This is a genomic window from Labrenzia sp. PHM005 (assembly GCF_006517275.1).
Classification (GTDB): Bacteria; Pseudomonadota; Alphaproteobacteria; order Rhizobiales; family Stappiaceae; genus Roseibium.
In genome coordinates this window covers 2,306,314-2,329,511 of record NZ_CP041191.1, presented here as the reverse complement: position 1 = coordinate 2,329,511, position 23,198 = coordinate 2,306,314, and the positions used below count along the sequence as shown (strand labels likewise).

18 protein-coding genes are annotated in these 23,198 nt (G+C 54.4%); 14 read left to right on the top strand and 4 right to left on the bottom strand.

The annotated features are described in order from the left end of the window. Positions 1 to 83 precede the first annotated feature (83 nt). The 3 genes from FJ695_RS10505 to FJ695_RS10495 form a co-directional block, all read right to left on the bottom strand. Positions 84 to 3,296, bottom strand: a complete 3,213-nt coding sequence (locus FJ695_RS10505) for a 2Fe-2S iron-sulfur cluster-binding protein (protein WP_141185404.1) — start codon at positions 3,294 to 3,296, stop codon at positions 84 to 86. Positions 3,297 to 3,385: 89 nt separating this feature from the next. Continuing rightward, positions 3,386 to 3,835: a MarR family winged helix-turn-helix transcriptional regulator gene (locus FJ695_RS10500; protein WP_141185403.1), complete on the bottom strand. Its 450-nt coding sequence runs from the start codon at positions 3,833 to 3,835 to the stop codon at positions 3,386 to 3,388. 187 nt (positions 3,836 to 4,022) lie between these two features. Then, positions 4,023 to 5,249 (bottom strand): ROK family transcriptional regulator, encoded by a 1,227-nt coding sequence (locus tag FJ695_RS10495; protein ID WP_168206315.1) that lies wholly within the window; start codon positions 5,247 to 5,249, stop codon positions 4,023 to 4,025. A 95-nt stretch (positions 5,250 to 5,344) separates the two neighbouring features. Here FJ695_RS10495 and FJ695_RS10490 point away from each other — a divergent pair, with 95 nt between their 5' ends. From FJ695_RS10490 to FJ695_RS10465, 6 genes are all read left to right on the top strand, one after another. Then, a complete protein-coding gene (locus tag FJ695_RS10490; RefSeq protein ID WP_141185401.1) occupies positions 5,345 to 6,589 on the top strand; it encodes an extracellular solute-binding protein in 1,245 nt (414 codons plus the stop codon). A gap of 30 nt (positions 6,590 to 6,619) precedes the next feature. Continuing rightward, positions 6,620 to 7,513: a carbohydrate ABC transporter permease gene (locus FJ695_RS10485; protein ID WP_141185400.1), complete on the top strand. Its 894-nt coding sequence runs from the start codon at positions 6,620 to 6,622 to the stop codon at positions 7,511 to 7,513. Continuing rightward, complete coding sequence (locus tag FJ695_RS10480) at positions 7,510 to 8,349, top strand: carbohydrate ABC transporter permease (RefSeq protein WP_141185399.1); 840 nt, start codon at positions 7,510 to 7,512, stop codon at positions 8,347 to 8,349. Before FJ695_RS10485 ends, FJ695_RS10480 begins: the two co-directional genes overlap by 4 nt. A gap of 38 nt (positions 8,350 to 8,387) precedes the next feature. Next, positions 8,388 to 9,503 (top strand): ABC transporter ATP-binding protein, encoded by a 1,116-nt coding sequence (locus FJ695_RS10475; RefSeq protein ID WP_209010998.1) that lies wholly within the window; start codon positions 8,388 to 8,390, stop codon positions 9,501 to 9,503. Further along, positions 9,500 to 10,456 carry a glucokinase gene (locus tag FJ695_RS10470; RefSeq protein ID WP_141185398.1) on the top strand — a complete coding sequence of 319 codons (957 nt, stop codon included), beginning with the start codon at positions 9,500 to 9,502 and terminating at the stop codon, positions 10,454 to 10,456. The genes FJ695_RS10475 and FJ695_RS10470 overlap by 4 nt, the downstream gene beginning before the upstream one ends. A gap of 90 nt (positions 10,457 to 10,546) precedes the next feature. Continuing rightward, positions 10,547 to 11,578, top strand: coding sequence for an SIS domain-containing protein (locus FJ695_RS10465; protein ID WP_247653818.1), 1,032 nt, complete (start codon positions 10,547 to 10,549; stop codon positions 11,576 to 11,578). A 161-nt stretch (positions 11,579 to 11,739) separates the two neighbouring features. On the opposite strand, the gene FJ695_RS10460 is transcribed toward FJ695_RS10465, so the two are convergent. Then, positions 11,740 to 12,342 (bottom strand): helix-turn-helix domain-containing protein, encoded by a 603-nt coding sequence (locus FJ695_RS10460; RefSeq protein WP_141185397.1) that lies wholly within the window; start codon positions 12,340 to 12,342, stop codon positions 11,740 to 11,742. A gap of 166 nt (positions 12,343 to 12,508) precedes the next feature. On the opposite strand from FJ695_RS10460, the gene glyA reads away from it, so the two are divergent. The 8 genes from glyA (at position 12,509) to FJ695_RS10420 (ending at position 23,109) form a co-directional block, all read left to right on the top strand. Beyond that, positions 12,509 to 13,768, top strand: coding sequence for a serine hydroxymethyltransferase (glyA, locus tag FJ695_RS10455; RefSeq protein ID WP_141185396.1), 1,260 nt, complete (start codon positions 12,509 to 12,511; stop codon positions 13,766 to 13,768). 9 nt (positions 13,769 to 13,777) lie between these two features. Then, positions 13,778 to 15,172, top strand: a complete 1,395-nt coding sequence (gene lpdA, locus FJ695_RS10450; RefSeq protein WP_141185395.1) for a dihydrolipoyl dehydrogenase — start codon at positions 13,778 to 13,780, stop codon at positions 15,170 to 15,172. Positions 15,173 to 15,405: 233 nt separating this feature from the next. Continuing rightward, on the top strand, positions 15,406 to 16,779 hold the full coding sequence (locus FJ695_RS10445) for a sodium:alanine symporter family protein (protein WP_141185394.1): 1,374 nt from the start codon (positions 15,406 to 15,408) through the stop codon (positions 16,777 to 16,779). A gap of 64 nt (positions 16,780 to 16,843) precedes the next feature. Further along, positions 16,844 to 17,257: a universal stress protein gene (locus FJ695_RS10440; protein ID WP_141185393.1), complete on the top strand. Its 414-nt coding sequence runs from the start codon at positions 16,844 to 16,846 to the stop codon at positions 17,255 to 17,257. Between the two features lie 29 nt (positions 17,258 to 17,286). Beyond that, positions 17,287 to 18,384, top strand: coding sequence for a glycine cleavage system aminomethyltransferase GcvT (gene gcvT, locus FJ695_RS10435; protein WP_141185392.1), 1,098 nt, complete (start codon positions 17,287 to 17,289; stop codon positions 18,382 to 18,384). A gap of 16 nt (positions 18,385 to 18,400) precedes the next feature. After that, on the top strand, positions 18,401 to 18,766 hold the full coding sequence (gene gcvH / locus FJ695_RS10430) for a glycine cleavage system protein GcvH (protein WP_141185391.1): 366 nt from the start codon (positions 18,401 to 18,403) through the stop codon (positions 18,764 to 18,766). Positions 18,767 to 18,778: 12 nt separating this feature from the next. Next, positions 18,779 to 21,634 carry an aminomethyl-transferring glycine dehydrogenase gene (gene gcvP, locus FJ695_RS10425; RefSeq protein WP_141185390.1) on the top strand — a complete coding sequence of 952 codons (2,856 nt, stop codon included), beginning with the start codon at positions 18,779 to 18,781 and terminating at the stop codon, positions 21,632 to 21,634. A 59-nt stretch (positions 21,635 to 21,693) separates the two neighbouring features. After that, positions 21,694 to 23,109 carry an L-serine ammonia-lyase gene (locus FJ695_RS10420; protein WP_141185389.1) on the top strand — a complete coding sequence of 472 codons (1,416 nt, stop codon included), beginning with the start codon at positions 21,694 to 21,696 and terminating at the stop codon, positions 23,107 to 23,109. Positions 23,110 to 23,198: the final 89 nt, after the last annotated feature.

The following is a 23,198-nucleotide window of genomic DNA, read 5'->3' as shown; positions in this document are numbered from 1 at the left end:
GTTGATGGCAAGCAAACCCCGCCGGAACTGTCCGCTCCGGCGGGGCGTTTATAAAGGCGCCTCGTGCCAACAGATCGGAGAGGCTAAAGATCCACCACGATTACATCACCCGGTTTGGCTGCGCGGGATTGGCACAAGATGACTGTATTTTCACGCTGGCTCTTTGACAGCACAAAGTCACGATGCTCAACGTCGCCAGACACCAGGCCGCATTTGCAAATACCGCAAATCCCGTCAGAGCACTTAACGTCGATTTGAATGCCGCTTTCTCCCAGCACCTCCGCCGCTGTTCGATCTGCAGGCACTTTTATTTCCCGGCCGCTTCGCGCCAGTTTCAACGTGAAGGCATGGTTTTCATATTCCGGCGTGTCTGGGACATTGAAGTATTCAACATGGCGTTCCGTTTCCTGAAAACCCGCATGCTCCGCAGCCTCCATTACGGACGACATGAAGCGTGCCGGGCCGCAGGAATATACATGATCGCCAGGAGCATAAGCGTTCAGGATTTCCGCCAGATCGGCGCGGGTGCCTTCATCGCTGAAATGCAATTGCACGCGCTCAGCCCACGGAACCGTTGCAAGATCGTTTAAAAAACCCGCATCTGCCCTACGGCTGCAGCAGTAATGAACTTCAAACTCCCCGCCGATCGAATGGAGCCGGTTTGCCATCGCGATCATTGGCGTAATGCCGATCCCGCCCCCCATGAGATAGGATTTTTTCGCTGTCTCCTGCAAAGGAAAATGGTTGATTGGACGAGAGATGAAAATCTTCCGTCCCTTGGTGAAGATCCGATGCAGCAACCTGGATCCGCCGCGCCCGGCCTCTTCTTTCAAAACACCGATTTGATATTTACTCAGATCGGCGGGATCGCCACACAATGAATACTGGCGGAGAAATTCAGGTGCCACAACGATATCGATATGGGCACCGGCATCCCACCTTGGCAAGGGAGTGCCATCAAGCGATGAGAACTCATATTTGGTCACGCCATCGGTCATGACTTCAACGCCCGTCACCTCGACACAAATGACCGGCGCATCGCCCGAAATCCTGTACTCGTGTGCAAGGCCCTGTGTCTCGTTTCGCTCCAATCGAGCCCTGTATTGTTCTGCAGTTATCAGTGCTTGATAAGCTTCGATCCCCTTCTCCCGCTCCATAGGAAACGGAAATGGCCAGGGGTGTGGTGCCAAGTTAGCCGGATAAACCGCAAGTGTTTGATCCTCGTATCTGAGGTCCAGGTCCTTTTGCAGTTGCCGAACGTTGACTTTTTTCGCCGCGCGATAAGCGCCATCAGGCGCATGCTCCAAGTCCCACCACCATTTCTTGACGAAGTTTTGTTCTCCGTTTCCAGCAATGTCGTCCAGCTTCGCCAGATATGGTGCCGCCTGCGGTACATTCATGGCGACCCAACGAAATGGCGCCTCCGAAAAAATGCCTTCAAGGTTCCACGGACATGTTTTCATACAGCGTCCGCACATGGCGCCACCCTGGTTGGTAACCCGGAAGGTTGTGCACTTTTGGCTGTCTGACTTCCAGATTTCATAGCCGTTGAACATCAGCTTCGGCCCCGCGGTAATCGCGCCGGACGGGCATTCACGGGCACACTTGTTGCAATTCTCGCAAAAGTTCTGCAATCCGAACGAAATCGGCTTGTCGTGCGCAAGTGGCATCGTGGTGGTAACGGCACCAGACTTCAAACGCGGTCCCAGGTAGGGATTGAGAATAACCTCACCAATTCGGCTGACTTCGCCAAGACCGGACAGCAGCAAGAGCGGCGGCTGTAGAACTTCACCGTCCATGACCGTATGGGCGCGCGCCGGATACCCAAGGTTCCGGATCTGCTTGGCGACGATGCTGCCAAGAACGGAAAATCTCAAATAGGCCCGCATGGACTGGGATACAGCAATCCAATCATCCCCGGTCGCACCTTCCATCGTGTCAAACCCCTGATCGATCACCATGGATACGGCCTGGTCATGAGGTGGATTAATCTGTGCACCAGCCGCGTCATGGGAGTACCAGGCCCAGTCCGGGCAACGGGACAATCCAACTGCATCCACACCCAGGAAATACGACATAGCCTTCAGGTTTTCAGCATTCTCCTGCGCATTTGTGTGTTGATCCGCAAGCGCGGAGTTATGCTCGCCGTCCTGGAGAAGGACGAAGGCACCGAGCGCCCGTCTTTGGGCCATCGACGGGGCTGACTTGCGGACATACTGACCGCCGGTCGCGCCCTCTTGGTTCTTCTTGCCCATGTCGCCGAACAGAGCCCTGGCAAACATATCTGCCCGTTTGGGAACTCGCGGAACTCGTGCTTCGTCAATGAAGGTTGTTGGCGTATCGACCCTTTTGAGTTTTTCGAACGGATAGGCCCCATCGACATACCGGCGCTTTTGGAAGGGATCGAGTGTCCGCCCGCTCTTCGCTGTGCGATAGCCAAAATGCCAGGCCGGACCGTGCGTGCGCAAAGAAGATTGCCGGTCCAGGTCGGCCAGAGGTGCATCTTCTGCAATCTGAAAGTCGGTCGTGACAGCGGCAAGAGAAAACTCAGTCCCAATGTAGGGCGCGATCACAGCTCCCTGTTTAAAAACTGCGAGACCCGAAGCAACGGCCAGCCGGTTCAGATCAACATCGCTGGTGGAGTGACTGTGTGCACAAGCCGAGAAGCCGAGAAGGCGCAAATACTGCGCCAGCACTACCGCAACTTCCGCAGCCCGCAAGGCAGATCTGTGTTTGCCCGCTCCTTTCAACCAGGTTTCGCCGGGTTCACCTGAACGGACCTCACGAGGCGTTTGTACCGCGATTATCAATGCATGACTGTGATTGCTAACATCCGGCGCTGGGGCTTCCATCGCATCTCGCAAGTCCGCCATGATCATATCGATCCCGGACGCAAGAGACTTGGTCTGTGTCGTTTTCAACTTGTGAGCCAGAACACCGATGTCCGAATTCCGAAACGGGTGCTCAAGCAACATCTCCGGCCGGAGAGCGCAGGTTGCCATCATCGAGGCATCGGCGAAATACCCAAAGGCCTTCAGATGGTTCTGGCGCTCCAACAAATCACCGGGCACCTCCGCCTGGGCCTCATTGATGACACCGTCTCGCAGAGCGTCGAGCATTGCTTGTGCTTCACTCATTGCGTTGACGATGCTTTCCGGCCGTGCCTTCTCCCGGAAGCTCATTCCCTTGAAAACCGGCAATGCAGATAGGTCAGCAAGTTCTGAAATTCTCGCCAAACGCTCCAGTGGGAACGACCCCAGATGAGGCGCCCGGTTTCGATCGGAAAACAACTTCATCCGCGCTGCCACGCGCACTTAAGATGCTGTCTGCAACCTGGTTTTACGACGTCGTTTGTCAAATCTGTTTCCTCCCCAAGATATCGCTTTCAAAGCCGCATCAGCTGGATGTTCTCGCCCTCAGTCATTTGGTCGATCACTGTCATGAACAGCTCGTAGCTGTCCTGACCCACTTTGCTCGAGAAGTGATCGTTCAACTCACGCACCAGAACGTGGCAGAGCTTCATTTTCTCCGTCCCCAATTCGGTTAAATCCACTTCAGTGAAACGCTTGTCATCGTCGATCCCGGTGCGCCGAACCAATCCACGTTCTTCCATGGTATTGAGCAGCCGTGAGATGGCCGGCCGGGTAATGCAGATGTAGTCCGCCAATTGGGAGGGAGTGGTAACGTTTTCCATTCCGATCCCCCGAAGAGCGCACCACATCAACCGCGTCACTCCGTGTTCGGTCAATTGCGATTCCAGACGGGTTTCCATGATCCGCGCCAAACGGGTGACTTTGAAGCCGATACGTTTGTGCAGTGTGTATTCGCCGGACATGCCTGCCTCTTCCTTAGCTCGAACCAGAGAGATGTGCCGCGAGCTATATAATTAACAATGTTAATTACTAATGTTAACTATCCGTTTGATCAAGGCTAAGCGGACTCCAGAGAAAACCAAAACCATGCACCCGCGGAGCTAAGATCCTAAAGTACCCAAATTGGGCGCTGCCAACTCAGTCCGAAGACTAGGCGAGAAACAAATGAGAAATCTGTGGTGCGTAGAGCGCGTCCACCGCAGTCGCGGTTGCCCCCAGTGCGACTGCTGTTACCCCGGCCTCGCCGATCATGATCCGTTCAACCTTTTGTCCCGTGCCGAAGGGACGCTCTGGCAGCGGTGAGGCTTTGGATAGCAATTCCCGGAGGAATGCGGGGGCGATTATCCCCCCAATGATGATTGCTTCCGGATCCAACATCATATCAATCACATCGATCAATTTCCAAAGATGCGGAGCAACCTCTGACATCCAATCGAGAATAGCTGGATCCCGTTGTTCAAAAAGCGCCTCGATCTTAGCAACAGACGTATGATCTGTCGGTTCAAGCCTCAACCGTTCGCATAAGGCATTTATCGAGAGGTATTTTTCCAGACACCCTCGACGGCCGCAGGTGCAATTCGGACCGGCTGGATCGACGCAGATATGCCCAACCTCGCCTGCATTCTTGGTTGCGCCTGAATACAAGGCGCCGTTGAGAATCAACCCTGAGCCAAGCCCCATACCGAACTGCACAAAGGCGAAACTGCTGAAACTTTGCCCGAGGCCATAAACGTGTTCTCCGAGAGCTGCAGCAGAGGCATCATTTTGAATGACAACCGGGAGCCCCAATGTGGTCTGCAATTTGGCGAGATTATCTGGAGCTCCGAACTCGGAAAAAACCGTGGCATCAAATCCCTCTGAAATTTCCTCCTCAGAAAGGAATGGGCCAGGAGCCGCCAATCCGACCCCAAATACTTTTTCACAAAGATCTGGTTTGTCCTTCCGGAGCTGATTTGTCAGCTGCACCACGAGGTTGTTGGCAGCCGTTGCTGATGCGGGTCCTGATGGCAGGACAGCAGACTGCTGCCAGACAATTTGCCCGAAAAGATCACAAGCGATAGCAACAACAGAGAGCCGGTTGACGTGGAACCCAAGGCTGAACGCATGATCCGCTTTCAGCTGCACCTTCATACCCGGATGCCCCCGGCCGACAGCTTTGCTCGCCTGCATTGTCACTACACCACGGCTTTCCATATCCGCCACAATGTTTTGTACGGTCTGGCGGGAAAGCGATGTAATTTCAGAGATTTCGGTGCGGCTAACAGGGCCGCGTGTCCGGATGATTTCAAGGACGACCCGATGGTTGTGCAGCTTTGCGCGCTTGAGGTTTGTACCGCTGGTCCGAAAGGCCACCGACGAAAAAGATGTATCGTTCATCCTTCTCGCAAACCACATTTTATTTTTTATATCAATTTGACAAAATAAAAAATCCACATAGGATGCCGCTCGCCAGATAAAAACCGGAGGGCAAAATGAAGACGATTGGAAAACTGTTTGTCGGGAGTGTTCTGACAGCCTTCTCACTGTCATCGTCGGCTTTCGCCGATACAACTCTGAACGCTTTGTTCATGAGCCAGGCCGCCTACAGCGAGGCGGACATCAAATCGATGACCGAGAAATTTGAAACAACAAATCCGGGCATCAAAGTCGACTTGGAATTTGTGCCTTATGAAGCGCTCCACGACAAGATTGTCGCCGCGGCCGGCGCTGGAGACAACGGCTATGATGTCGTGCTTTACGATGTGATTTGGCCTGCGGAATTCGCGTCCCGCGGTTTCCTAACAGATGTCACAGACCGGATTCCGGCTGATTTGACCGGGCAGATTTTCGACGGCGCCTGGACCACCGTTGAGTACGGCGGAAAACGCTATGGCATGCCATGGATCCTCGACACGAAATACCTGTTTTACAATTCAGAGATGCTTGAAAAAGCCGGAATCTCCGCACCGCCTAAGACGTGGTCGGAACTGGCAAACCAGGCAAAAACCCTCAAGGCCAAAGGCGTGGTTGAGTATCCGCTCGTCTGGAGCTGGTCCCAATCAGAGGCCATGATTTGCGACTTCACAACCTTAACCGCGGCAAATGACGGAGCGTTTTTCTCCGAGGGCGAGCCTGCCTTCACTGCAGGTGGAGCGCGGGACGCGGTTGAATTCATGAAGATGACCTTGGATGAAGGTCTGACCAACCCGGCCTCACGTGAATACTTTGAAGAAGACGTCCGTCGGGTATTCTCAAACGGAGAAGCAGCGTTCGCCTTGAACTGGACATACATGAACGCCATGGCGAATGATCCGGCCGAAAGTAAGGTTGCCGGCAAGGTCAAAGTCGCTCCAGCCCCCGGCGTCGACGGAAAGTCCTCTGCGTCCAGCGTAAACGGATCGATGGGCCTCGGCATCCCGTCCAACAGCCCGCATGTTGAAGAGGCTTGGGCATTCATTTCCTTCCTGACCCAGAAAGACATCCAGGATGACTATGCAAAGTTAAGCCTGCCGATCTGGAAAGCGTCCTACAGCGAACCCAAGGTGCTGGAAGGTCAAGAAGACCTGATTGCTGCTGCAGAACAAAGCATTGCTGTCATGTATCCGCGCCCGCTTGTTCCCTCCTACACCGAAGTCTCCGACATCCTTCAAAAGAACATTCATCAGGTCCTGCTGGATCAAGCCAGTGTTGATGATGCTCTGAAAGCGGCGGCAGATCGCGTGAAGCGCATCCGCTAATTCTGACCGTTGCTTTCAAGGAGACACGCTATGCACGGCCGACGCCAGAAACGAGAAAAATGGATCCTTCTGGCGCCGGCCGTAGCGGTTCTTGGAACAATTACCCTTTTGCCTCTCGCAAACACGGTTTGGCTGAGTTTCACAGACACGCGGATTTCGGCTCTACCAACACCGGTGCACTTCATCGGGCTCGAGAATTATATCTTCGCACTCACAGACCCTGATTTTCAGGACGCATTGCTGCGTACCCTCTACTTCACAATTGTGTCGGTGGGACTGGAGGGTGTGCTCGGTGTCGCAGCCGCAGTGTTGCTTAATCAGAAATTCCGCGGACAACTCCTTTTACGAGCCCTAATTATCCTCCCTTGGGCGGTACCGACAATAGTCAACGCGGTCGCCTGGCGGCTGATATATCATCCGGACTATGGCGCCCTGAACTCCTTGCTCTTTCAACTGGGGCTCATCAGTGATTACCAAAGCTGGATCGGCAATCCAGCGACCGCGCTTAACATGGTAATCTTGGCCGATGTTTGGAAGAACTTCCCACTTGTTGCCTATGTCGCGTTGGCAGCCTTGCAGACTGTACCAGGCGACCTTGAAAAAGCTGCCGCGGTTGAAGGCGCCAACCCATGGAAACGGTTTTGGACGATCACACTGCCCTGGATATCAGGCCCGTTACTGGTCGTAATGGTTTTACGAACCATTGAGGCATTCCGCGTCTTCGACATTGTTTATGTGATGACCGGCGGCGGTCCGGCAGATTCAACTAAAACCGCAAGTTTTTACATCTACCAAGAGTACTTCAATTACCTCAGAAGCGGCAGCGGTGCGTCTTATGCCGTGTTGCTAGCAGGCTTAAGCGCCGTTCTCATTCTCTTTTACTACACACAGGCAAAGCGCCAAGGACAAGGGGCTGCAGGATGAAACGTACTGCTCCCCAGACAGCTGCGATTTACGTCTCTGCAGTCATGCTCGCCTGCTTCACAGTTGCACCGCTTTTATGGCTTGTGGTCATGAGCGTTAGCGCTCCAACCGACTTGACTGAAGTTCCCTTGCGCTGGATCCCCTCAGAATTTGACATTAGCCGGTACGCGGCATTGCTGGATATCGACGGCGGCAGCGGCGAACGGTTTCTCTACGCACTCCGGAATTCATTGTTGACCGCAGGCGGAGCCACGTTTGCCGCAGTGATCCTTTCTATTCCCGCGGCTTATGCTTTTTCGCGGCGAAACGCATCGATGGTGCTTCTGTTTGCGTTCCTGGCAACAATCATGATGCCGCCAATCACTTACATTTTGCCGCTCTATTCGACCTTCAGCAAATTCGGAATGTTGAACCATACCGCTACGCTCGTCATCGTTTACACAGCCATGTTGTTGCCATTCGCAACCTGGCTGATGAAGGCAAACATTGACGTGCTGCCGGTTGAAGTCGAATTGGCCGCGTTTATGGAAGGCGCAAGTACGGCCTATACCGTCCGGCACGTTGTTTTGCCTCTAGCACTACCAGCCATAGCCGCAACAGCGATGTTGTCGTTCCTGGTCGCCTGGGATGAGTTTTTCTATGCGCTCATTTTTACAAACGATCAAAGCGCCAAGACGCTTCCCGTTGCTATCGCAGATTTCTCCGCCGGCCGGGTCACAGATTACGGCGTGATCGCATCGGTAGGGGTCTTGGCGACACTTCCTCCGGCGATACTCGCGATCTGCTTCCAGAAATTTATCGTCTCCGGTCTCGTCGCCGGATCCGTAAAGGGCTGACGCCTGACAAGACAGCGTTGAAGGACGCAATTCAGAACATGGCTTTGGATCAGATCTTAAAGATCGACAAGCTCGCGAAGAAGTACGGCGACGTTGATGTGCTGAAAGACATCAATATTTCGATGAAACAAGGAGAATTTCTCGTCCTTGTCGGACCATCGGGATGCGGAAAGTCGACATTGCTGAGTTGCATTTCCGGTTTGACCGAGACGTCGTCTGGGGCAATTCACATTGCTGGTACCGACTGTACTTATGTCGAGCCATCAAAACGGGATATCGCCTTGGTTTTCCAATCCTATGCGCTCTTCCCCAACATGAGTGTTGAGCGGAATATCGGCTTCGGTTTGGAAGTTCGAAAAGTCCCTGACGCGATTAAGAAGCAGAAAGTTACAGAAGTCTCCGAGCTCCTGAAGATCGGACATTTACTGCAACGCCGGCCTGCTGAGTTATCAGGTGGCCAGCGGCAACGTGTGGCCATGGGCCGCGCTCTAGTCCGTGATCCAAAACTGTTTTTATTCGATGAACCCTTATCCAATTTGGACGCAAAGTTGCGCGTGACTATGCGCACAGAAATCAAAAGAATTCATCAGCAGACAAACGCGTCGATAGTCTACGTCACTCACGATCAGATCGAAGCGATGACACTGGCAACCCGCATTGTCGTACTTAAGGATGGGATTGTTCAGCAGATTGGAACCCCGCACGAAATCTATAACCAGCCGGTCAACACATTCGTAGCAGATTTTATGGGGTCGCCGGCAATGAACCTCATGCGTGGAACGGCTCACCGATTAAGTGATCACATCCGTCTGGAAATAAAGGCGGAACAAGGCCGTGAAATCGTTCTGATCGACAAGGAGACCCCTCCCGACCTCTTATCGTCTGAAACAAGCGATCTAATTGTCGGTCTCCGCCCGGAAGCCATATCCGATAAATCGCCGAATGAACGGCCAAACCTTCAAACCGCGGACTGCCTGCTCGAAGTTGTTGAACCAGCGGGGGCTGACACCTATGCCGTGACCAATCTTGGCGGCACTGAAGCTATTGCCCGGCTGTCTGCCGATGCACGGCCAAAACCCGGAGATTTGGCTCCGATTACGTTCGACCTCTCTAAAATCTCATATTTCGATCCATCCTCCGGAAACAGACTATGATGAACTCTATCGGCCTTGCGGCGGATATCGGCGGCACAAACGCGCGTTTGGCTTTGGTGGAAAACAATGAGGTGCGCAGGGATAGCATTGTCCGGTACGCCAATTCTGAGTTCCCAACACCCGAAGCTGCGATCGCATCCTATCTCCGTGAAATCGGTCAGAAAGGCTGCTCTCAGGCGGTTATTGCTGTTGCCGCGCCCATCGAGGGGCCTTCCGTTGAAATGACAAACCACCCCTGGACACTGAATTCCAGCAGCATTGGGCGTGTTCTCGGCAGTGCTGAAATCCGCTTTATCAATGACTTTGAAGCCCTAGCCCATTCACTTGGCAAAATCGAACCGGAACGGATCAAACCGGTCCTGTCCCCTGAGGCTACGGCGCCAGACAAGGCCTCAAGACTTGTGGTTGGTGCTGGAACCGGCTTCAACGCAGCCCCCCTCTATTTCAAAGCGAACGGCCTCATCGTTGGCGCAGGGGAATGCGGTCACAGCACTCTGCCGGCGACGTCTTCAACTGAGCTTGATCTCTGGTCCTACCTGGCCAGAGGCCGGGGCCGGGCGTCAGTGGAACGTGCCCTATCTGGCAACGGACTGCGGGAGATTTATGAATGGCAGTGCTTGCGTTCTGGAACGGCCGCTGCACCATATACTTCTGCCGAGATCGCCCAGCGCGCAAGAGAAGAAACCGATCCGAATTGTGTAGCCACTGCACGCCAGTGGGTGACCCTTCTTGGACGGGTTGTTGGAGACCTTGCTCTCATCTTTCTCGCCCGGGGTGGAATTTTTCTCACAGGTGGTGTCACCCGCGCGCTATCTCAATTTCTGGACAGCCCGGATTTTAGGACCGCTTTTTGTGCCAAGGGGCGTCAGTCGAAGCTCGTTTCGGAAATTCCGGTTCACCTGCTCGACGATGACTTCGCCGCTTTGAGCGGGTGTGCTGCGCAGATGCGTTAGCCGCTGTAACAGTCACTTCGTCCCAGTGATCTGGCTTTGACACTCTCCAGACTTTCATCTGCTTCAATTTCTTAGATTGGACCACCGCTCATGCCCAGCGATCAATCAACTCAGATGGCGACAGAAATCGCTGAAATTCCCGCAATGATCGAGCGCCAGCTGACGGAAGGACTGGAACAGTACTGGCAAACCGGTGCCCGCTGGCGAACCGATAACCCCCATGGGTTCGTCACATGTGCACGCGGAACGTCGGATCACGCCGCTACGTTTTTTAAGTACATGATGGAAACTGCAACCGGTCGCCCTGTCGCCTCGATCGGCCCGTCTGTTGCGTCAATCCACGATACGAAACTCAAGTTAGATGGATTTGTCTCCCTCGCTTTTTCTCAATCGGGCGGAAGTCCTGATCTGGTCGCATTGCAAAAGGCAACGGCAAAGGGCGGCGCCGATACCGTCGCCATTCTCAACGAAACACAAAGCCCGCTTGGCACTGCTTCTGGAACAGTCCTCCCGGTCTTGGCCGGGCCAGAAAAAGCGGTTGCCGCAACCAAGTCTTTTGTTGGAATGCTGGTTGCTTCGCTCAGTCTGGTTGCCGGCTACACAAACGATGTTGATCTAAAAATGAGCTTGGGTTCCCTTCCGGACCTGACCCGATTGGTGCTGGAGAGCAACTGGTCTCATGCGATAACACCGGTCGCTCGCGCCAGTTCCATCTATTGTTTGGGTCGCGGCACAAGCTTGGCCGTTGCGGCTGAAGCTGCGCTCAAGTTGAAGGAAACCTGTAGGATCCATGCCGAGGCCTATTCGGCGGCGGAACTCCTGCATGGACCAATCGTTATTGCAGACAGAAAACTTGCTGTATTGTCTTTTGACAGCGGCCTGGCGGCTTCGGCCTCAGTCCATGCTGCAGAAACCAGATTGGTCAACAATGGCGCGCGTGTATTCTCGGTCAATGGTCGTCATGGGATTCTACCGCTGAATCTACCCGGCGGCGTGACAGAGCCGGTATTGCCAATACTCCAGGCAGTGGCTTTTTATAGTTTTGTCGAAACCCTTTCCTGTCTCCTCGGCGAAAACCCGGATGCTCCTGAAGGTCTGCTCAAGGTAACGGAAACCGTCTAGAAAGAGCGAGCGTCTGCTCTGAGCCGACGGCACTCAAAAGCCTCTGACGCTCCGCGACTGTTTGAATTAAAGGAAGCTGCGGCTATCTACCGGCATTAAAGCCAAAAATTTCCAAAATGGTTGTAAATCACATCCTGCTTTCAATGTTCTGCGCATTGCCTCTATTCCAGCGAGACCCAAAGGATCTTTGCATCTTCTTTACTTGTGGAAACACAGCCATGCCCCATACCACTGTCGTAATAGACTGAGTCACCGGCTTTCAGCTCGAGTGGACGGTAATGTTCGGTGAAGAACGTGAGTTCTCCGCTGATCACATACATAAACTCTTCGCCCCGGTGCCGGACCCAAGCCTCATACTCTGAGACATCCCGGGCCTTGACCGTGGCGATGTAAGGAAGCATGCGCTTGCTGGTCAGCTCTGTGCAGAGCAATTCGTGACTATAGGTCGGCGTTTCCTGCTTTTCACCCTGCCCCGCCAAGGTCACGTCACGTCGGCCCGAGATATCGTTCGGTCCGCTTTGGACAAACAATTGCGGCGTTTTGAGATCCAGCGCTTTGGTCAGCCGGCGCACAATATCAAAACTCGGCCGCGTCTGGTTGTTTTCGATCTTGGACAGAGTTGACCGGCCAATGCCCGCCGCCTTGCCCGCCTCTTCGAGTGTCCACCCTTTTTGGGCGCGCGCTTCCCGGATCATCTTGCCCAGATGATCGTGATCTTGTGCGTCGATGACCTCGTCATCCTTGCTTTGCGAAACCGGTTCCATCTTCCGCCTCTTAGGTCCTCCAGCGTATTTCGCACACTCCCGAAACACCGTCAAATTTCCGCCAGACTAAACTTTTGTTGCATTTTGAGGATATTTCCCTTATTGGAAACTTCAGGAGACAAAAGGGAACTCATCCCTTTTTTGGGAAACACGTTGGAGGACAGACATGTTTCAGACAAACCTAGACGTCGCAGATCCGGTTATTGCCAAGTCGATTGACCGGGAAGCCACCCGTCAGGCCGATCAGATCGAATTGATTGCGTCTGAAAACATCGTCTCCAAGGCCGTGCTGCAAGCACAGGGCTCCGTCCTGACCAACAAATATGCCGAGGGTTACCCTGGCCGCCGGTACTACGGCGGCTGTGAGTTTGTCGACGAAGTTGAAGCTGAAGCCATTGCCCGGCTGAAAACACTTTTCGGCGCCGGCTTTGCAAACGTTCAACCACATTCTGGCGCCCAGGCGAATGGCGCGGTCAAGTTGGCTTTGCTGAAACCAGGCGACACCATTTTGGGCATGTCACTCGATGCCGGTGGTCATCTCACCCACGGCGCCAAACCTGCACAATCGGGTAAATGGTTCCGGCCCGTCCAATATGGCCTGACACCGGAAGGCCTGATCGACTACGAACACGTTGCCGAACTCGCAAATGCTGAAAAGCCGCAGATGATCATCGCCGGCGCCTCAGCCTATTCGCGGGTGATCGATTTCAAGAAGTTTCGGGAAATCGCGGATGAGGTCGGAGCTTGGCTGCTGGTAGACATGGCACACATCGCCGGCCTGGTGGCCACAGGCCTCCACCCTTCCCCGATGCCGCATGCCCATGTTGTGACATCCACCACTCATAAAACCCTTCGCGGGCCACGCGGCGGCATCATCCTGACTAATGATGAGGCGATCGCAAAGAAGATCAACTCCGCCGTGTTTCCGGGTCTTCAAGGCGGACCGCTCATGCATGTTATTGCGGCCAAGGCTGTCGCATTCGGCGAAGCTTTGAAACCGGAATTTAAAGACTACACCACACGCGTCATCGACAGTGCGCGGGCTCTGTCAGAGGTCATGATCGCCCGTGGATGCGCTATAGTATCCGGCGGCACGGACAATCACCTGATGCTGGTCGACCTTCGACCAAAAGGTGTCAAAGGGAATGCGGCTGAAGCGGCCTTGGAACGCGCCGGTTTCACCTGCAACAAGAACGGCGTTCCAAACGATCCGGAAAAACCAACTGTTACCAGCGGTATCCGACTCGGCACGTCCGCCGGTTGCTCCCGTGGGTTTGGCCCGGAAGAGTTCCGCAAGATCGGCCATCTCATCAGCGACGTTCTGGATGCGCTTGCCGCCAACCCGGATGGCGATGCTCATATCGAAGCCGAGACCCGCAAACAGGTGGCAGAAATCTGCAAACAATTCCCGATCTACGATCTTTAAGGCGAGAAGATGAGCAACTTTGATCTCGTTGTTATCGGCGGCGGCCCCGGAGGATACGTGGCCGCAATTCGGGCAGCTCAGCTTGGACTGAAGGTCGCTTGCGTGGAAGGCCGTGGTTCACTTGGCGGAACCTGCCTGAACGTTGGCTGCATTCCCTCCAAAGCGCTGCTGACCTCTTCTGCCAAATTTGCGGAGCTGAAACATCTTGCGGTCCATGGGATCAGCACAGGCGAAGCAAGCCTGGACATCGCCGCAATGATGGGCCGCAAGGATAAAATCGTTGGAGACCTGACCAAAGGCATATCCTTTCTTTTTAAGAAAAACGGCGTGGAATCGATTGAGGGCTGGGCCTCCATTCCTGCACCGGGTCAGGTTTTGGTGAAAAACGGTGCCGGCGAAACAGTACTAACCGCAAAGAACATCCTCATCGCGACCGGATCTGAGCCGACACCGCTTCCAGGCATCGACTTTGACGAGACTAACATTTTGAGCAGCACCGGTGCGCTCACGCTTTCTGAAGTGCCGGATCATCTTGTTGTCATTGGGGCTGGCGTGATCGGCCTCGAACTCGGGCAAGTCTGGTCCCGGCTTGGGGCGAAGGTGACCGTTGTGGAATACCTCGACCGCATTCTTCCCGGAATGGACAGCGACATTGCCAAATTGGCGCAACGGGCACTGACTAAAAGAGGTCTCAAATTTCAGCTTGGCCGCAAGTTGACCGGAATTGAACAAACACCAACTGGTCTTGTCCTGAACCTTGAACGGATCGGCAAGGACACAACCGAAGTCCTTGAAGCTGACAAAGTGCTCATAGCCGTCGGGCGTCGGCCAGTGACACGAGGCCTTGGCGCGGAAGCGCTCGGCATCAAACGAAACGACCGCGGCTTCATCTCTGTCGATGACCGGTTCATGACTTCCGTTCCAGGCATCTACGCCATCGGCGATTGCGTTCCCGGTCCAATGCTTGCCCATAAGGCCGAAGAAGATGGCGTGGCATGTGTTGAGATGCTGGCGGGTCAACCTAGCCACATTGACTACAACGCCGTTCCTGCCGTGGTTTACACCGACCCAGAAGTCGCTTCAGTCGGAGCGACCGAAGACGACCTGAAAACTGCCGGCACAGAGTACATCAGTGGCAAGTTCAGTTTCATGGCAAACAGCCGCGCCCGTTCCAGTGGTGAAACCGACGGCGCGGTTAAAATTCTGGCGACACCAGAGGGAAAGCTACTCGGCGCTCACATATGCGGTGCCCATGGTGGAGACCTGATTGCAGAACTGGTTCTGGCGCTGACCAAGGGCGCGAGTGTCGAAGACATCAGTCGAACCTGCCATGCCCATCCAGCCCTCGGCGAAGCAGTTAAGGAAGCCTGCCTTGACGTGCTTGGCCGCGCAATACACGCTTAAGGAGTGCTACAGATGCCATTTGGTATCCCCCACACTCGCTCTGAAACAGAGGCTTACGAGCCGCTGCAAAAACAATGCATTCGAAAAAGAATGCGCCTTGTGCGCTCCAGAAGAGATCACTCGAGCCTTACTGGCACACCCATCGCACCACGTTTTTTGAAACCGGGCTCTGCACAAATGCGCCTTGCAACTGAGCAGCAAAGCCCGAGCCGAAACGCATTGGGAGGAAATCCATGGAAGCGTTGAATAATATCGTAGGAGCCATCAATGGCATTGTATGGGGACCGGTGATGCTGGTTCTTATTCTCGGTGTCGGGTTTTTCCTGCAGGTTGGCTTGAAGTTCATGCCAATCCTTCGCTTGGGCAAAGGCTTCAGCCTTTTGTTTCAAGGGCGTTCAAGCCAGGGCGAAGGCCAGATAAGCCCGTTTAATGCTTTGATGACTTCCCTTTCGGCTACCATCGGCACCGGTAATATCGCAGGTGTTGCGACCGCGATTTTCTTGGGAGGACCAGGCGCCTTATTCTGGATGTGGATGACTGCGCTGGTGGGTATGGCCACCAAATATGCTGAAGCTGTTTGCGCGGTGAAATACCGTGAGGTTGATGAGCTTGGCAACTATGTTGGTGGCCCGATGTACTACATCAAAAACGGCCTGGCATCACACTGGCACTGGCTCGCATGGGCATTCGCCCTGTTTGGTGCAATCGCAGCCTTCGGTATTGGCAACGGCGTTCAGGCCAATGGTGTTGCTGACGTTCTCGAAGCCAATTTTGGTGTCAACACGTCGGTCACTGGGGTGATTTTGATGGTTTTGACCGCTGCAGTCATTTTGGGCGGCATCTCTCGGATTGGTGCCGTTGCCGGTAAGCTGGTTCCGTTTATGGCGGTCGCTTACATTGTCGCAGGTTTCCTGGTTCTTCTCATCAACATCGGCGCGATCGGTGACACGATTGGTCTTGTCTTCACGCATGCTTTCACACCGTCCGCTGCGCAAGGCGGGTTTGCCGGAGCTGCTGTTTGGGCAGCCATCCGCTTTGGTGTTGCACGGGGCGTGTTCTCCAACGAAGCTGGTCTCGGGTCCGCACCTATCGCTCACGCTGCAGCATCGACCAAAGGTCCGGTCAACCAGGGTCTCGTCGCCATGCTCGGCACATTCATAGACACGATCATTGTATGTTCCATCACTGGCCTTGCGATCATCGCCTCCGGCGCCTGGACCAGCGGTGAATCAGGTGCAGCTCTCACCTCGCTCGCCTTCGAGACGTCCCTTCCCGGAATTGGTGGCTCTTTGATCGCGATCTCTCTGTCGATCTTTGCCTTCACCACAATCCTGGGCTGGTCTTTCTACGGCGAAAAATGTGTCGGATTCTTCTTTGGACACCGCGCATTGATGCCATACCGTGTCCTGTGGATCGCAATGATCTACTTCGGCGCGACTGCGGATCTCGGCTTCATCTGGCTGCTAGCTGATACGCTGAATGCGATGATGGCGATCCCGAACCTAATTGCTCTTGCCTTGCTCAGCCCGATTGTTTTCAAGCTGACGAAAGAGTTCTTCGCTTCCGATGGCGCAAGTGAGGAAACCAGTTCAAAGCCGGCGGAATAAGAGACTTGGGGAGGGCCGCAACTTGGCTCTCCCCACACCTTAAGCCGATTTGTGGAGACAAGACATGACCACTAAAATTCTATTACCGATTGACCATACCGACGACCGGTCCTGGAAAAAGGCCATTCCGTTTGCGTTGGAACAGGCTCGGTTTTACGGAGCTGAATTGCATGCGGTTTCGGTCATTCCCGAAATCATCCAACTACCCAACTTGCCCGCCAACTATGGATCCGGCGCAAAAGACTTCGTTCGTGGCAAAGTGAGTGAAATTCTTGCGGCTAACGGCGCAGAGGACATTCCGATCCATATTGAAGAAGGCAGCGTATATCGTGAAATTCTCAAACTCGCCCATAAAGATGGCTACGACCACATTATCATGGCTTCAGCAAAGGGCGACTTCCCGAACTACGAGATAGGACCGAACCTGGCCCGAATAGTACGCAATGCGCATTGCACTGTCTCCGTCGTGCGTGACTGATAGTCTTTAGAACAAGAAAGGGCCTGCAGATGGCTGACACACCGAAACGCACTCCGCTCTATGACCTTCACGTCGAACTTGGCGGCAAGATGGTTGATTTTGCTGGTTGGGAGATGCCGGTTCAATATCCCATGGGCATCATGGGAGAACACAAGCAGTGCCGTGAAAAAGCGGCCTTGTTCGATGTCAGCCATATGGGTCAGGTAATCCTCAGAGGCGAAAACATCGGCGAAAAACTGGAAAAGATCTGCCCGCAAGCCTATTCCACTCTCAAAGAGGGCAAGGCCCGATACGGCTTCTTCACTAACGAAGATGGCGGCATCATGGACGATCTGATCGTCTCGAATGCGGGCGATCATTTCTTTGTTGTCGTCAATGCCTCCATGCGTCATCAGGACATTCCGCATATGGCGAAACACCTCGACGGTGTTGAAGTTGAGGAAATATTCGATCGCGCACTTGTTGCCGTTCAGGGCCCCAAAGCGGAGGATGTTGTCGGTTCTCTGTGCCCAGCTGCGCGCGACCTGAAGTTCATGGAAACAATGGTTGGTGAGATTTCAGGTGTTGAGTGCCGGATTTCACGCCTTGGCTATACCGGGGAAGACGGTTACGAAATCTCAATTCCCGAAGATAAGGCAGTCGAGGTTTCACGCGCTTTCCTGGCCGATGAAAACTGTGAACCTGCTGGATTGGGCGCTCGCGATTCCCTGCGGCTGGAGGCTGGTCTTTGTCTTTACGGAAACGACATCGACAATGACACATCACCAATCGAAGCATCATTGGTCTGGGCAATTCAGAAGCGCCGGCGTGAAGAAGGCGGATTTCCGGGCGCTGAGCGCATTCAGAAAGAAATTGCCGAAGGCACTTCTAGAAAACTGGTTGGCATCAAGCCCAAAGGCCGTGCGCCCGCTCGGCATGGCGTTGAAATTCAAAGCGTGGATGGCAACAATATCGGCGTCATCACTTCAGGTGGCTTTGGACCGACTGCAGGCAGTCCGGTCGCCATGGGTTACGTTGCAACAGCTTGCAGTGAACCGGGAACAGAGATCAATTTGATGATCCGCGGGAAAGCGCAACCTGCCGAGATTGTCTCGCTGCCCTTCGTGCAGCAAAACTACAAACGTTAAATCGGGAGAAATCAGCGTGACCACCTATTACTCAGAAGAACACGAGTGGATGACCGTTGAGGGCGACACCGCCACCTTGGGCATCACGGCCCATGCTGCCGAACAGCTCGGCGAAATTGTCTATGTCGAACAAAAAGAAGCTGGCGACACATTCGCCAAGAGCGATGAAATCGGTGTAGTTGAATCCGTCAAAGCGGCTTCTGAAATCTATGCACCAGTCGATGGAGAGATCGTCGAGGCAAACGAAGCTCTTGCAGAATCTCCGGCGACACTAAATGAAAGTCCTGAAGGAGACGGCTGGCTGTACAAGATAAAGCTGTCGGACACCTCTCAACTCAATGATCTTATGGATCTCGACGCTTACAAGGCCTTCATAGGTTAAAGGATTGCAGGGATGCCTTTTGAACTCACCACGTATCAAGCTTACGACTTTGCCAACCGCAGGCACATCGGCCCTTCTCCCGCCGAAATGGAGGAAATGCTGAAGGTTGTCGGCTTTGCCTCTCTCGACGATCTTATCGATGCGACAGTGCCACCGTCCATACGCCAGAAACAGCCGCTGGATTGGGGGGGACCTGGCCTTTCGGAACGTGATGCCCTCTTCCACATGAAAGAAGTTGCTGGCAAGAACAAGGTGCTGACGTCACTCATCGGTCAAGGCTATTACGGCACAACGACACCTGCCCCGATTTTGCGCAACATTCTGGAAAATCCGGCGTGGTACACAGCCTACACGCCTTATCAGCCGGAAATCTCCCAAGGCCGCCTCGAAGCTCTTTTGAACTTCCAGACCATGGTGTCTGACCTTACCGGTCTCGACATTGCCAACGCATCTCTGCTGGATGAATCAACAGCGGCCGCGGAAGCCATGACAATGGCCAAACGCTCTGCAAAGTCGAAGTCCAACACGTTTTTCATTGATGAAAACTGTCATCCGCAGAACATTGCGGTCATTAAAACCCGCGCAGAGCCTTTAGGCATCGAAATCCAGGTTGGCAACCCCGATGAGCTAGATCCAGCAACCGTTTTCGGAGCCATCTTCCAGTATCCTGGAACTTACGGTCATGTTCGTGATTTCACTGAGATCATCGCGCAACTGCACGAAAACAAGGCACTTGCCATTGTCGCAGCCGACCCGCTTGCTTTGGCGCTGTTGAAATCACCGGGTGAAATGGGTGCCGACATCGCTGTTGGGTCCACACAGCGCTTTGGCGTTCCAATGGGCTTTGGTGGTCCTCACGCTGCTTACATGTCTTGCAAGGATGCGTTCAAACGCAGCATGCCAGGCCGTATCATTGGTGTCTCTATCGACAGTCGCGGCAAGAAGGCCTACCGCCTTTCCCTGCAGACCCGCGAGCAACATATCCGCCGAGAGAAAGCCAATTCCAACGTCTGTACAGCGCAGGCGCTTCTGGCAGTCATCGCGTCCATGTACGCGGTTTATCATGGCCCGGACGGCATCAAGGCGATCGCTCAGTCCGTTCACCGCAAGACCTCCCGCCTGGCAAAAGGCCTTGAAGCTCTCGGTTTCGAAGTCAAACCGGATGTCTTCTTCGACACAATCACCGTTGAAGTCGGCGCATTGCAAGGTGTGATTCTCAACGCTGCCGTCGACAACGGCATCAACTTGCGTAAAGTTGGCGACAACAAAGTCGGCATTTCACTCGACGAGCAGACCCGCCCGGAAACCATCGAAGCCGTTTGGCGTGCGTTCGGCGGCACCATGCAGGACGACAGTGAGGCAAACCGGGAATACCGGCTGCCGCAACATGCTCTGCGCGAAAGTGAATACCTCACGCACCCGATTTTCCACTTGAACCGGGCAGAAGCGGAAATCACCCGCTACATGCGCCGCCTTGCAGACCGTGATCTGGCACTTGACCGTGCAATGATCCCGCTCGGCTCCTGCACGATGAAACTCAACGCGACGATCGAAATGATCCCAGTCACATGGCCCGAATTCTCGGACATGCATCCGTTCGTCCCAGCTGATCAGGCTGCCGGCTATCATGAGATGATCGCAGACCTGAACGAAAAGCTATGTGACATCACTGGCTATGACGCCATCAGCCAACAGCCAAACTCAGGCGCACAAGGGGAATACGCGGGTCTCCTGACCATTCGCAACTACCATGATGCACGCGGCGAAGCACACCGGAACATCTGCCTGATTCCGACGTCAGCACACGGAACCAACCCGGCCTCTGCTCAAATGGTTGGTTACAAGGTCGTGCCGGTCAAGGCTGACGAAGACGGCAACATTGATCTGGCTGACTTCCGGGAAAAGGCAGAGAAACACTCTGCGGATCTTGCTGGCTGCATGATCACCTATCCTTCGACACACGGCGTGTTTGAGGAAACCGTTCAGGAAGTCTGCCAGATTACCCATGATCATGGTGGTCAGGTCTATATTGACGGCGCCAACATGAACGCCATGGTCGGCCTGGTGAAGCCTGGCGACATCGGCGGCGATGTCAGCCACTTGAACCTGCACAAAACGTTCTGCATTCCGCATGGCGGTGGCGGTCCTGGCATGGGGCCGATCGGTGTCAAATCCCATCTGGAAGCCTATCTCCCCGGCCACCCGGAATATGGCAGCTCGGTGGGGCCCGTCTCCGCGGCGCCTTTCGGGTCACCATCAATTCTGCCGGTCAGCTGGGCCTACATCTTACTGATGGGTGGCGAGGGTCTGACTCAGGCAACAAAGGTGGCAATTCTGAACGCCAACTACATCGCGGCACGTCTGGAGCAGGGCTACGATATTCTCTACAAGTCCGAAACAGGACGTGTGGCGCATGAATGTATCCTTGATACCAGACCTCTTGCGGACAGCGCCGGTGTCACGGTTGAAGACATTGCTAAACGCTTGATGGACAGCGGTTTCCATGCCCCGACCATGTCATGGCCGGTTGCCGGAACTTTGATGGTCGAGCCGACAGAGTCAGAACCAAAGGCCGAACTCGACCGCTTCTGTGAGGCAATGCTGTCCATCCGTGCCGAAGCTCAGGACATCATCGATGGCAAGATCGATCCGGAAAACAATCCTCTGAAGCGGGCGCCACACACGGTGGCAGACCTCGTTGGTGAATGGGATCGCCCCTATAGCCGAAAACAGGCGTGTTATCCTGCAGGATCGTTTGATGTCGACAAGTACTGGTCACCAGTCAATCGCGTCGACAACGCATACGGCGACCGGAACTTGGTCTGCACCTGCCCGCCAATGTCGGACTACGCGGAAGCAGCTGAATAATCAGCATCTGAGCGCGGCACCTTTCATTTGGCGCCGCGCTCCACATCGGATCAAGAACAATGTTCCTAAGTGTCTTCGACATCTTCAAAATCGGGATCGGCCCTTCATCCTCACATACGATGGGGCCGATGACCGCAGCTGTTGATTTTCTCGACAAGCTAAAGAAGGGAGAAGGCGGGCGCTTCGATCCACGGTCGGTTGCCCGGATAAGAGCGTCGCTGCACGGATCGCTGGCTTTCACCGGCAAAGGCCACGCTACGGATCGCGCAGTCATGCTCGGTCTACTGGGCTTCCGTCCAGATGCAGTCAATGCTGACCTGGCAGAACAACAATTAGGTGATCTGCAGAACTCCGAAAAACTCACGTTGCCAGAATGTGGTGACGTTGCCTTCAGTCCTGAAGCAGATCTTACTTTCGATTACGGCCCGGCCCTGCCGTATCATGCCAATGGCATGAGACTTACAGCGCTGGATGCGTCTGGCGAAGTTCTGCTGACCGAGACGTATTACTCAATCGGTGGCGGGTTCGTGATGACCGAAGCAGAACTCATCGCCTCCGAGAAAGCACCGGATGCAGACCTGCATCAAGAACAAGAAGCCGTAGGTTATCCCTATCCATTCGGCTCTGCTTCCGAAATGCTTGAAATGGGGGAAGCTTCGAACCTGTCCATCGCCGAGATGAAACGGATCAACGAAGAAACCGCCCTTGGCCCAGACACTTTGACCAACCGGCTGGACGCTATTTGGACCGTCATGAACGCGTGTATCGATCGCGGTCTCGAGCAGGAAGGAACGTTGCCCGGCGGCCTGAGTGTTAAACGCCGCGCAAGAGCGATCCATCAACGCCTCTTGGATCAAAGCGGTGCCAACTCCAAACAGCCACATACCATCAACGATTGGCTGTCTGTTTATGCAATGGCAGTCAACGAAGAAAACGCCGCCGGCGGTCAGGTTGTGACATCGCCCACCAATGGTGCGGCGGGTGTTGTTCCAGCGGTAATCCGCTATTATCGAGATCACTGCGTCGATGTCACGCGCGAGGGCATCGATACATTCCTGCTGACTGCTGCAGCCATCGGCGGCCTGATCAAGCACAACGCTTCAATTTCCGGCGCCGAATGTGGTTGCCAGGCGGAAGTGGGTTCAGCGTCCGCCATGGCTGCGGCCGGCCTATGCGCCGCGCTCGGCGGCAGCAACGCGCAGATCGAAAATGCCGCCGAAATTGCCCTGGAGCATCACTTGGGAATGACCTGCGACCCGGTCAAAGGTCTTGTGCAGGTGCCCTGTATTGAGCGGAACGGCATGGGCGCTATCAAAGCAGTTTCTGCAGCTTCGCTTGCCCTTCACGGTGACGGTTCACACTTCATGCCCCTGGACAATTGCATTGAGACCATGCGCCAAACTGGCCAGGACATGCGGGAGAAATACAAGGAAACCTCACTGGGCGGACTAGCTGTTAATCTGCCAGAGTGCTGACCAAAGCTTCTTGTTACCTTCAAAACATTGCTCTGCAAGTTTTTCGAACCAATGACCGATGCATGTGGCCTGCAGTGACGGTAAATCAC

Excerpts from the sequence above, each read along its gene's own strand:
- FJ695_RS10505 (WP_141185404.1), bottom strand. The coding sequence starts at position 3,296 with ATGAAGTTGTTTTCCGATCGAAACCGGGCGCCTCATCTGGGGTCGTTC.
- FJ695_RS10500 (WP_141185403.1), bottom strand. The coding sequence starts at position 3,835 with ATGTCCGGCGAATACACACTGCACAAACGTATCGGCTTCAAAGTCACC.
- FJ695_RS10495 (WP_168206315.1), bottom strand. The coding sequence starts at position 5,249 with ATGAACGATACATCTTTTTCGTCGGTGGCCTTTCGGACCAGCGGTACA.
- FJ695_RS10490 (WP_141185401.1), top strand. The coding sequence starts at position 5,345 with ATGAAGACGATTGGAAAACTGTTTGTCGGGAGTGTTCTGACAGCCTTC.
- FJ695_RS10485 (WP_141185400.1), top strand. The coding sequence starts at position 6,620 with ATGCACGGCCGACGCCAGAAACGAGAAAAATGGATCCTTCTGGCGCCG.
- FJ695_RS10480 (WP_141185399.1), top strand. The coding sequence starts at position 7,510 with ATGAAACGTACTGCTCCCCAGACAGCTGCGATTTACGTCTCTGCAGTC.
- FJ695_RS10475 (WP_209010998.1), top strand. The coding sequence starts at position 8,388 with ATGGCTTTGGATCAGATCTTAAAGATCGACAAGCTCGCGAAGAAGTAC.
- FJ695_RS10470 (WP_141185398.1), top strand. The coding sequence starts at position 9,500 with ATGATGAACTCTATCGGCCTTGCGGCGGATATCGGCGGCACAAACGCG.
- FJ695_RS10465 (WP_247653818.1), top strand. The coding sequence starts at position 10,547 with ATGCCCAGCGATCAATCAACTCAGATGGCGACAGAAATCGCTGAAATT.
- FJ695_RS10460 (WP_141185397.1), bottom strand. The coding sequence starts at position 12,342 with ATGGAACCGGTTTCGCAAAGCAAGGATGACGAGGTCATCGACGCACAA.
- glyA (WP_141185396.1), top strand. The coding sequence starts at position 12,509 with ATGTTTCAGACAAACCTAGACGTCGCAGATCCGGTTATTGCCAAGTCG.
- lpdA (WP_141185395.1), top strand. The coding sequence starts at position 13,778 with ATGAGCAACTTTGATCTCGTTGTTATCGGCGGCGGCCCCGGAGGATAC.
- FJ695_RS10445 (WP_141185394.1), top strand. The coding sequence starts at position 15,406 with ATGGAAGCGTTGAATAATATCGTAGGAGCCATCAATGGCATTGTATGG.
- FJ695_RS10440 (WP_141185393.1), top strand. The coding sequence starts at position 16,844 with ATGACCACTAAAATTCTATTACCGATTGACCATACCGACGACCGGTCC.
- gcvT (WP_141185392.1), top strand. The coding sequence starts at position 17,287 with ATGGCTGACACACCGAAACGCACTCCGCTCTATGACCTTCACGTCGAA.
- gcvP (WP_141185390.1), top strand. The coding sequence starts at position 18,779 with ATGCCTTTTGAACTCACCACGTATCAAGCTTACGACTTTGCCAACCGC.
- FJ695_RS10420 (WP_141185389.1), top strand. The coding sequence starts at position 21,694 with ATGTTCCTAAGTGTCTTCGACATCTTCAAAATCGGGATCGGCCCTTCA.